This window comes from Pseudomonas sp. W2Aug9 (assembly GCF_023127755.1).
Taxonomy (GTDB): domain Bacteria; phylum Pseudomonadota; class Gammaproteobacteria; order Pseudomonadales; family Pseudomonadaceae; genus Aquipseudomonas; species Aquipseudomonas synxantha_A.
In genome coordinates, this window is the sequence record NZ_SPKL01000002.1 from 331,720 (window position 1) to 342,094 (window position 10,375).

General features: G+C 57.8%; 10 protein-coding genes. 2 read left to right on the forward strand and 8 right to left on the reverse strand.

The features are described 5' to 3' along the window. Positions 1-21: 21 nt before the first annotated feature. The 8 genes from E3O56_RS02690 to E3O56_RS02725 form a co-directional block, all read right to left on the reverse strand. Positions 22-330 (reverse strand): DUF2388 domain-containing protein, encoded by a 309-nt coding sequence (locus tag E3O56_RS02690; RefSeq protein WP_032878533.1) that lies wholly within the window; start codon positions 328-330, stop codon positions 22-24. Positions 331-435: 105 nt separating this feature from the next. Beyond that, positions 436-756: a DUF2388 domain-containing protein gene (locus E3O56_RS02695; RefSeq protein ID WP_032878532.1), complete on the reverse strand. Its 321-nt coding sequence runs from the start codon at positions 754-756 to the stop codon at positions 436-438. A 328-nt stretch (positions 757-1,084) separates the two neighbouring features. Then, a complete protein-coding gene (locus tag E3O56_RS02700) occupies positions 1,085-1,300 on the reverse strand; it encodes a DUF1127 domain-containing protein (protein WP_005783500.1) in 216 nt (71 codons plus the stop codon). Between the two features lie 318 nt (positions 1,301-1,618). Further along, on the reverse strand, positions 1,619-3,112 hold the full coding sequence (locus E3O56_RS02705) for an acetyl-CoA hydrolase/transferase family protein (protein ID WP_032878531.1): 1,494 nt from the start codon (positions 3,110-3,112) through the stop codon (positions 1,619-1,621). A gap of 179 nt (positions 3,113-3,291) precedes the next feature. Then, positions 3,292-4,728 (reverse strand): NAD(P)(+) transhydrogenase (Re/Si-specific) subunit beta, encoded by a 1,437-nt coding sequence (locus E3O56_RS02710; protein WP_005783504.1) that lies wholly within the window; start codon positions 4,726-4,728, stop codon positions 3,292-3,294. Beyond that, complete coding sequence (locus tag E3O56_RS02715; protein WP_005783507.1) at positions 4,728-5,051, reverse strand: NAD(P) transhydrogenase subunit alpha; 324 nt, start codon at positions 5,049-5,051, stop codon at positions 4,728-4,730. Before E3O56_RS02715 ends, E3O56_RS02710 begins: the two co-directional genes overlap by 1 nt. 15 nt (positions 5,052-5,066) lie before the next feature. Continuing rightward, complete coding sequence (locus E3O56_RS02720) at positions 5,067-6,188, reverse strand: Re/Si-specific NAD(P)(+) transhydrogenase subunit alpha (RefSeq protein WP_005783509.1); 1,122 nt, start codon at positions 6,186-6,188, stop codon at positions 5,067-5,069. Between the two features lie 452 nt (positions 6,189-6,640). Continuing rightward, the gene (locus E3O56_RS02725) at positions 6,641-7,540 is read right to left on the reverse strand and encodes a LysR family transcriptional regulator (protein WP_005783510.1); all 900 of its coding nucleotides are present in this window, start codon (positions 7,538-7,540) and stop codon (positions 6,641-6,643) included. Between the two features lie 156 nt (positions 7,541-7,696). Here E3O56_RS02725 and E3O56_RS02730 point away from each other — a divergent pair, with 156 nt between their 5' ends. Both E3O56_RS02730 and E3O56_RS02735 read left to right on the forward strand, forming a co-directional pair. Next, positions 7,697-8,878 carry an acyl-CoA dehydrogenase gene (locus E3O56_RS02730; protein WP_005783512.1) on the forward strand — a complete coding sequence of 394 codons (1,182 nt, stop codon included), beginning with the start codon at positions 7,697-7,699 and terminating at the stop codon, positions 8,876-8,878. 13 nt (positions 8,879-8,891) lie between these two features. Then, positions 8,892-10,112: a CaiB/BaiF CoA-transferase family protein gene (locus tag E3O56_RS02735; protein WP_032878530.1), complete on the forward strand. Its 1,221-nt coding sequence runs from the start codon at positions 8,892-8,894 to the stop codon at positions 10,110-10,112. The last annotated feature ends 263 nt before the right edge of the window (positions 10,113-10,375 follow it).

Consider the following 10,375-nt stretch of genomic DNA (forward strand, 5'->3'; position numbering starts at 1 on the left):
GACTCCGAAATACAAAGATAACTATTGGACGAGAATTGCTTGCGCCAGTTCAAGGTCGCTCGCATGAAGTTTTGGCCGACTGTGGCGCAGATAATCCAGCGCGGACTCCAGGCGTGCGCCCCGCCATTGGCCGTCAGTGGCAATGAAAGCGGCAGCATCATCCTGAGCGGCCATCACCAACTTGTTGTCGAACGGCGCAGAGGTCACCTTGCCGGTGGCATACACGCTGACAACGGTGCTCTGGGTGGACACATCCATGGCCAAAGCCAAGGGTGACCAGCAGGCGCAAAACAGTACGGGAACAATCAACAGGCGGTATGAAAAAGCCATGGGACTCGACAACTGAAAACGAGCGCCAAGGCTAGCGCAATGACCAGGCGAGGGCCAGCGCCGAGGCATTCGGGAGCGGCAGGCGCTCCCGTCTGTTGCCGCAGATCAGATCGCCAGGATTGCCTGTGCCAGCTGTGCATCGGTAGCGATGGCCAGTTGCGGCGCTTGCTGGCGGATGTGGGCCAGGGCGCTTTCCAGTTTCACGCCACGGATAGCGCCTTCGCTGGCGACGAAGCTGGCTGCGTCATCACGGGCGGCCTGTACGACCTTATTGTCGCGCAGGGAGGAGGTCGCATCGGAGGTGGCGTCGGAAGTGGCTTTCAGGGCGCCAACGATCGAGTCGGTGGTCATGATGAAGCTGCTCGCGTTAGCGTTGGCGGCCAGGGTCAGCACAGCGGCGGTGCACAGCAGGCGAAGGCGGGACATGGGGTAACTCCTGTAGACGAAATAAGGTGGCGCGACGCGGCCACAGTGAGACGGACTGGGACTGTTGAGCATCAGACGCTCGCTCTACAGGGTTCGCCACGTGGTGAGTGGATATTAGGCTTGGACCGGTGCAACAGGAAGCCTGTAATTTAACTGTACTGGTTAATAATAATTTTATTAAAACTGTACCTGTAGGTGGAAATCCTACCGATTCAATGCCCTTTCGCAGAAACAACAAAGCCCGCCTCCGGTTACCCGGGGCGGGCTTTGCTTTAACAAATCAGAGTGCTGGCGGTGGACCCGGTGGGTCAGGGCCAGCGGGCGCTGCTTAGCGCCAGAACGGCTTGCTCAGCTCTTCGTAGCGTTGAGCTTCGCTGATACCGGCGTCAGCCAGCAGACGCGAATCCAGGCGAGCCAATTGGTGGCGGCTGGAGATGCGGCGCTGCCACAACATCAGGTTGGCGAGAACGCGCAAAGGCAGGGAAGCGTTGGTGTTTACAGCTTTCTCTTCGAAGAACAGTTCGGAACTGAGTGTACGTTCCATGATGACATCCTTCCGCTTGTGGCGGGATTAGGTAGTGGTTTAACTGATGCTAATGATCCTCCCCCGGCGCAAGACTCTCTAGATACAGTTCACCTGTATTGTGAGGGGCCAGTTAACTGTTTAATACGGCTGTACGGTACGGAAATGGGGCAACTGTACCTGTGCGCACCCAAAAGGTGCGAAATTGGTGTTTTCAAGATGAGTTGTGGGATATTTAAGTAGGAAATGAGCGGTACAGTAGTACAGTTTTTTGCATAGACACTGGCTAGGCTGCCGAGCTGATGAAACTGTAGTTGCATCAGCTCGGATCTGTATTCATCAAGCCTTGAGCATATGCCCGGTTTCTTCCAGGTTGATGTGCCAACTCAGTGCCTGGCGCAGGATATGCGGCGTGTGCCCACCGATGGCGCAGGCGGCTTCGAAGTAAGTATTGAGCGCGTCGCGGTAGGCCGGATGCACACAGTTGTCGATGATCACCCGCGCACGCTCCCGCGGTGCCAGGCCGCGCAGATCGGCCAAGCCCACTTCGGTGACGAGGATGTCCACGTCATGTTCGGTGTGGTCCACATGGCTGACCATCGGCACCACGCTGGAAATCGCGCCCCCCTTGGCAATCGATTTGGTGACAAAGATTGCCAGGTGCGCGTTGCGCGCGAAGTCCCCGGAGCCGCCAATGCCATTCATCATCCGCGTGCCGCAGACGTGGGTGGAGTTGACGTTGCCGTAGATATCGAACTCCAGCGCGGTGTTGATACCGATGATGCCCAGGCGGCGCACCACTTCAGGATGGTTGGAGATTTCCTGTGGGCGCAGTACCAGCTTGTCTTTGTAGTGCTCCAGGTTGCCGAAAACGTCGGCATTGCGGCGCTCCGACAAGGTAATCGAGCTGCCGGATGCGAAGCTCAGCTTACCGGCGTCGATCAGGTCGAAGGTCGAATCCTGCAGCACTTCCGAGTACATCGTCAGATCTTCGAAGGGCGAATCGATCAAGCCACACATCACCGCGTTGGCAATGTTGCCGATCCCGGCTTGCAGCGGGCCGAGTTTGTTGGTCATGCGTCCGGCGTCAACTTCCTGCTTGAGGAAGTTGATCAGGTGGTTGGCGATGCCTTGAGTGTCACCGTCAGGCGGCGTCACGGTTGAGGCAGAGTCGGCCTGGTTAGTGACCACGATAGCGACGATTTTCTCTGGCGGGATCGGAATCGCAGTGCTGCCAATGCGGTCGTCGACCTTCACCAGCGGGATAGGCGTGCGCGTCGGCCGGTAGGTCGGGATATAGATGTCATGCAGCCCTTCCAGGTTCGGATTGTGCGCGAGGTTGATCTCGACGATCACGTGCTTGGCAAAAATTGCGAAGCTGGCTGAGTTGCCTACGGACGTGGTGGGCACGATGTGCCCTTGTTCAGTGATGGCGACCGCTTCGATTACCGCAATGTCCGGCAACTTGAGCTGGTTGTTGCGCAGTTGCTCGACGGTTTCCGATAGGTGCTGGTCAATAAACATCACCTCGCCAGCATTGATCGCTTTGCGTAGCGTGCTGTCGACTTGAAACGGCATGCGTCGCGACAGTACGCCAGCTTCAGTCAGTTGCTTGTCCAGGTCGTTGCCCAGGCTGGCGCCGGTCATCAGGGTGATTTTGAGGGGCGAAGTCTTGGCGCGTTCGGCCAGGGCGTGGGGGACGGCCTTGGCTTCACCGGCGCGGGTGAAGCCGCTCATGCCGACGGTCATGCCGTCCTCGATCAGTGCAGCGGCGTCTGCCGCGCTCATGACCTTGTTCAACAACGAAGGCAAGCGGATACGATCACGGTACATGAATTGTTATCTCAGGCTACGGAAGCAAGGTGGGCAGTGTAGTGATTTCAAAAAGTTTCGGCCCGCTACCATGGTCGAATGCCAGGTGGCGATTTAGAGCCTTTGGTCGGGTTTCATCCGCTAATAAAAAACCCCAGCCTACGTGAGGCCAGGGTTTCGGGTATTGCGCTGGCGCAGTGTTATTCGACGGCTTTGACCATATCTTCGATGACCTTCTTGGCATCACCGAAGACCATCATGGTCTTGTCCAGGTAGAACAACTCGTTATCCAGGCCTGCATAGCCGCTGGCCATCGAGCGCTTGTTGACGATGATGGTCTTGGCCTTGAACGCCTCGAGGATCGGCATACCGGCAATCGGTGAGTTCGGATCGTTCTTGGCCGCCGGGTTGACCACATCGTTGGCGCCCAACACCAGCACCACGTCAGCCTGGCCGAACTCAGAGTTGATGTCTTCCATCTCGAACACCTGGTCGTAAGGCACTTCGGCCTCGGCCAGCAGCACGTTCATATGTCCAGGCATACGGCCCGCCACCGGGTGGATCGCGTACTTCACGGTGACGCCGCGATGGGTGAGCTTCTCGGTCAGCTCTTTAAGCGCGTGTTGTGCCCGTGCGACAGCCAAGCCATAGCCCGGCACGATGATGACCGTGTCGGCGTTGGTCAGCAGGAAGGTAGCGTCGTCGGCCGAGCCGGACTTCACCGGCCGAGCTTCTTTCGAGCCAGCTGCTGCACCGGCGTCTGGCGTATTGCCGAAACCGCCCAGCAGTACATTAAAGAAGGAGCGGTTCATCGCCTTGCACATGATGTAAGACAGGATCGCGCCGCTGGAGCCGACCAGGGAGCCGGCGATGATCAGCATCGAGTTGTTCAGCGAGAAACCAATGCCCGCCGCTGCCCAGCCGGAATAACTGTTGAGCATCGATACCACTACCGGCATGTCGGCGCCGCCGATCGGGATGATGATCAGCACGCCCAGCACGAAGGCCAGGGCCAGCATCAGCGCGAACGCAGTGAGGTTGCCGGTGAACATGAACGCCAGGCCCAGGCCCAGGGTTGCCAAGCCGAGCACAAGGTTCAGCTTGTGTTGCCCACCAAACTGTACCGGTGCGCCTTGGAACAGGCGGAACTTGTACTTACCCGACAGCTTGCCGAATGCGATCACCGAGCCGGAGAAGGTGATAGCACCGATGGCGGCACCGAGGAACAGCTCCAGGCGGTTACCGGCCGGGATCGAATCGCCCAAGTGTTTGACGATACCCAAGGATTGCGGCTCGACGACCGCTGCAATCGCGATAAACACCGCTGCCAGGCCGATCATGCTATGCATGAACGCCACCAGCTCCGGCATCTTGGTCATTTCTACGCGTTTGGCCATGATCGAGCCGGCCGTGCCGCCGACCAGCAGGCCGACGATGACGTAGCCGATACCGGCGGTGGCCAGCTCCGCGCCGAGCTTATAGATCAGGCCTACGGTGGTCAGCACCGCCAGTGCCATGCCGAGCATGCCGAACAGGTTGCCGCGTCGGGAGGTGGTGGGGTGCGACAGGCCTTTGAGGGCCTGGATGAAGCAGATCGACGCGATCAGGTAGAGCGTCGTCACCAGATTCATGCTCATTACTTCTGCACCTCTTCTTTCACAGCTTTGGGCGCTTTCTTCTTGAACATCTCAAGCATCCTACGCGTAACCAGGAAACCGCCGAACACGTTAACCGCAGCCAAAGCTACCGCCAGGGTGCCCATCGTCTTGCCCAACGGCGTCACGGTGAGGGCGGCGGCCAGCATGGCGCCCACAATCACGATCGCGGAAATCGCGTTTGTCACTGCCATTAATGGCGTATGCAGCGCGGGGGTAACGTTCCAGACCACGTGGTAACCGACATAAATCGCCAGCACAAAGATGATCAGGTTGTAGATACCGGGGGAGATAAGCTCTTCCATCGTCTGAATCCCTGCTTAGGCGTTTTTGCGGATGACTTGGCCGTCGCGGCACATCAGGCACGCGGCGACGATGTCGTCTTCGAGGTTGATTTCAAACTGCCCTTCCTTGGTGAAGACCAGCTTCAGGAAGTCCAGCAGGTTGCGCGCGTACAAGGCCGAGGCATCTGCGGCGACAGCGCCTGCCAGGTTGGTCGGGCCGCAGATGATCACACCGTTTTCCACCACGACTTGGTCAGCGACGGTCAACGGGCAGTTGCCGCCCTGAGCTGCGGCGAGGTCGATGACCACCGAGCCGGGTTTCATCTGCGCGACGGTATCGGCGCTAAGCAGGGTAGGTGCCTTGCGGCCTGGAATCAGTGCGGTGGTGATGACGATGTCGGCCTGCTTCGCGCGTTCGTGCACGGCCAGGGCCTGGCGCTGCATCCAGCTGGTGGGCATCGGGCGCGCGTAGCCGCCGACACCGACGGCGCATTCACGCTCTTCATCGGTTTCGTAGGGCACGTCGACGAACTTGGCGCCCAGGGATTCGATTTGCTCTTTTACCGCCGGACGGACGTCGGACGCTTCGATGACCGCGCCCAGGCGTTTTGCCGTGGCGATAGCTTGCAGGCCCGCGACACCGGCGCCGAGGATCAACACGCGCGCAGCTTTCACAGTGCCGGCGGCGGTCATCAGCATCGGCATGAAGCGCGGGTAGTGATGAGCGGCCAGCAACACAGCCTTGTAACCGGCGATATTGGCTTGCGAAGACAGCACGTCGAGGCTTTGGGCCCGTGAAGTGCGTGGCGCGGCTTCGAGGGCGAAGGCGGTGATGCCGCATTCGGCAAGCTTGGCGATGGTTTCGTTGCTGAACGGATTGAGCATGCCCACCAATACGGTGCCGCTTTTGATCAGCGCCAGTTCGCTGTCGCTGGGGGCAACCACCTTGAGGATCAGCTCGGCGCCGAACGCATCGCTGGCACTGCCAATGGTTGCGCCTGCCGTTTCATAAGCACTGTCGACGATGCTGGCGTTGATGCCTGCACCGCTTTGTACAGTGACCTTATGGCCCTGGCCGATCAGCTTCTTGATGGTTTCCGGGGTGGCAGCCACCCGCGTTTCACCGGTCTGGGTTTCGAGAGGAACACCAATGTGCACGTCAAATCTCCTGCATGATCTTTTTGCTTTTGATCTTTTTGTAAAAAGGCCAGTGCACCGCGAGTGGCGCAACTGGGGCGACCGATCAGCACGATCCCGCTGAAATGACAGCGGGGCGCGGCATTTTGCAGGCGAACTTTACGGCCTTCAAGAGATTATGACGGGTGACGAAAAATTAACTACAAGTCACCCTGTGACTGATTGTCGCAACCGCCTTGAATAACCTCTTTAAATACAAGTCTTTAAAGGGTCAAGGGTATTTATTCGATGTTTTCCAATCGCCGATGTGAATGGTCGCTTATAGGCTGGTATTAGTCGCTACAAGCCATGTAGATCATGGCTTTGAGCCTTGTTTTTGCTCAACCGGTACAGACTGTCTAAATGCGACATATACGTATATCTGTAGGATTCAAATTAACCTGACTACAGGGTCAACAAGGCAGCTTTATCCTTTAAATGCCGGGGTTATAGCGCTTTGATTGTTCAATCAGCCAGTCCTTGAATGCGTGTAGGGAGGCCGATTCGACTTTTTTATCGGGAATCATGAGGTAGTACGCCTTTTCGCTGCTTAGCGTTTCGGTGCTCGCAATCACCAGTCGCTGCTCCTTCAGCTCGCGCTGGATGAGGAAGGGTGGTATCAGTGCGATGCCCATGTCATGCATAGCCGCTTGGGACAACATCGAGAATAGCTCGTATCGAGGGCCTGTCATGTCGCGAGGCAGACTCAGCTGTTGCGCGTTGAACCACTGACGCCAGGCATAGGGGCGTGTTGTCTGCTGTAGCAGCGGTAATTCGGCGATCTCTTGAGGAGTTAAGTGCGCGCGGCCTCCAAGTAAGTGTGGACTGCACACCGGGACAGGGTTTTCTCCCATCAGCCGGTGTGACTCTGTGCCGGACCAATCGGCATCGCCGAAGTAGATCGCGGCGTCGAACGCGGTGTCGGCGAACAGGAACGGGCGTGTCCGATTGGTCAGATTCACGGTCACCTCCGGGTGCCGGTCCTGAAAGTCCTTGAGGCGTGGAATCAGCCATTGCGTGCCGAAGGTCGGTACCACCGCCAACTCGATGGCGTTGGTGCCCTGCTGACCCATGACCGAGAGGGTGTCGCGCTCTACGGCGTCCAGCTGTGTAGCAACTCTGCGGCTGTAAGAGAGCCCTGCCTCTGTCAGCTTCACCCCGCGACGCGAGCGGCGAAACAGTTCGACACTTAAAAACTCCTCAAGGCTGGCGATCTGTCGACAGATGGCGCCTTGGGTGATGGAAAGCTCCTGTGCCGCCTTGGTGAAGCTTTCGTGACGGGCTGCCGCTTCGAAGCTGATAAGCGCGGTGGTGCTAGGGATTTTTCTGCGCATGTACGTTGCCCTCACAGATAAGGCGCATTTATGGGCTTTTCGAGTATTACGGAGTGAGAAATTAGCACAACCCTATGCAGAAACCTCGTTTGCCCTCTGCGCGTGGCCGGCCTAGTCTGAATCACGACTTCAGTTTTTATCCGCGAGGACTTATTCATGGCTGGCAAGGCAAGCTTCAACTGGATCGATCCACTGCTGCTGGATCAACAGCTCACCGAAGAGGAGCGCATGGTGCGTGACAGTGCCGAGCAGTTTGCTCAGGACAAGCTGGCCCCTCGCGTGCTCGAAGCCTTCCGTCATGAAAAGACTGATCCCGCTATTTTCCGTGAGATGGGAGAAACCGGTTTGCTGGGGGCGATGATTCCCGAGCAGTACGGTGGCAGCGGCTTGAACTACGTCAGCTACGGGCTGATTGCGCGTGAGGTGGAGCGTGTCGACTCCGGCTATCGTTCGATGATGAGTGTTCAGTCGTCACTGGTCATGGTGCCGATCAATGAGTTCGGCACCGAGGCGCAAAAACAAAAATACCTGCCGAAATTGGCGTCCGGAGAATGGATTGGCTGTTTCGGGCTCACCGAACCCAACCATGGTTCTGATCCGGGCGCGATGATTACCCGTGCGCGAAAGGTAGATGGCGGCTACAGCCTGACCGGCGCGAAGATGTGGATCACCAACAGCCCGATAGCCGACGTGTTTGTGGTGTGGGGCAAAGATGATGCAGGCGATATCCGTGGTTTCGTCCTGGAAAAAGGTTGGAAGGGCCTTAGCGCCCCGGCGATTCACGGCAAGGTCGGCTTGCGAGCGTCCATTACCGGCGAAATTGTCATGGATAACGTGTTTGTGCCGGACGAGAACATTTTTCCGGATGTGCGTGGCTTGAAGGGGCCTTTTACTTGCCTGAATTCGGCGCGCTACGGTATCTCCTGGGGGGCGTTGGGGGCTGCTGAGTTCTGCTGGCATACCGCGCGCCAGTACACCCTGGATCGTCAGCAGTTTGGTCGGCCATTGGCTGCAACGCAGTTGATCCAGAAGAAGCTGGCCGATATGCAGACCGAGATCACCTTGGCTCTGCAAGGTTGCCTGCGTCTGGGGCGGATGAAAGACGAGGGGACCGCAGCGGTCGAGATTACATCGATCATGAAGCGTAACTCGTGTGGCAAGTCCCTGGACATCGCCCGCATGGCCCGCGATATGTTGGGCGGCAACGGCATCTCCGACGAATTCGGGGTGGCGCGCCACCTGGTCAACCTCGAAGTGGTCAATACCTATGAGGGAACCCACGACGTGCATGCCTTGATTCTTGGGCGCGCACAGACCGGTCTTCAGGCGTTCTATTAATAGGAGCACGGACATGGGCGCGCTTTCCCACCTGCGGGTACTGGATTTATCGCGTGTACTGGCGGGCCCTTGGTCCGGGCAGATTCTTGCGGACCTTGGGGCCGAGGTGATCAAGGTCGAAAGGCCAGGCAGCGGTGATGACACGCGCGCCTGGGGGCCGCCCTTCCTCAAGGACGCATACGGCGAAAATACCAGTGAGGCGGCGTACTATCTGTCCGCCAACCGAAATAAAGAATCGGTGACCATCGACTTCACTAAGCCTGAAGGGCAGAAACTGGTGCGTGATCTGGCGGCCAAGTCAGACATCCTGATCGAGAACTTCAAAGTGGGTGGTCTGGCGGCTTATGGGCTGGATTACGAGTCGCTCAAGGAGATAAATCCTGAGTTGATCTACTGCTCGATCACGGGCTTTGGGCAGACGGGGCCTTATGCCGCGCGTGCCGGCTACGACTTCATGATTCAAGGGCTGGGTGGGTTGATGAGCCTGACCGGCCGGCCTGAAGGTGATGAGGGCGCAGGGCCGGTGAAAGTCGGTGTGGCATTGACCGATATTCTCACGGGACTCTATTCGACCGTCGCGATCCTGGCAGCGTTGGCTCACCGCGATCATGATGGCGGTGGGCAACATATCGATATGGCGCTGCTGGATGTGCAGGTGGCTTGCCTGGCTAATCAGGCGATGAATTACCTGACCACCGGAGTCTCGCCAAAACGCCTGGGCAATGCGCATCCGAACATCGTGCCGTATCAGGACTTTCCTACGGCTGATGGTGATTTCATCCTGACGGTGGGTAATGACGGCCAGTTCCGCAAGTTCGCTGAAGTTGCTGGGCAGCCGCAATGGGGGGATGACCCGCGTTTCGCCACTAACCAGGCGCGAGTGGCCAACCGTGCTGCGCTGATTCCGTTGATCCGCCAGGCGACTGTCTTCAAGACAACGGCTGAGTGGGTGTCGCAATTGGAGCGAGTGGGCGTGCCGTGTGGACCGATCAATGATCTGGCGCAAGTTTTCTCCGATCCTCAGGTCCAGGCGCGCGGCCTGGCGATGGAGCTTCCCCATGCGCTGGCGGGGATGGTGCCTCAGGTTGCCAGCCCGATACGCTTGTCCAAGACGCCAGTGGAATATCGAAATGCACCACCTCTCCTGGGGGAGCACACGCTTCAGGTGCTGCAGGGGATTTTGGGGCTAGGGGCAGCTAATGTGGCTGCGTTGAAGGAGGCGGGTATCGTCTGAATGATTCCTTCTATATAGAGGGCACTCATGACGTTCCTATAAGTGGTGGTGGTTTTTTAATCAATTCTAACTAATTGATAGAAAAGCAGAATTAAGAGTTGACGGCAGATTCTGGAAGCCTATAATTCGCCCCACTTCCGGCGCAGTCGAAACGGAAAACTCCTTGGTAAACAATGAGTTACGTGGTTTTCGGCAGCGGGTTGCTTCAGTTCATCGAAGCCAAAAGGAAGTTGAAAAAGAGGTGTTGACAGCAGCGTGTAACG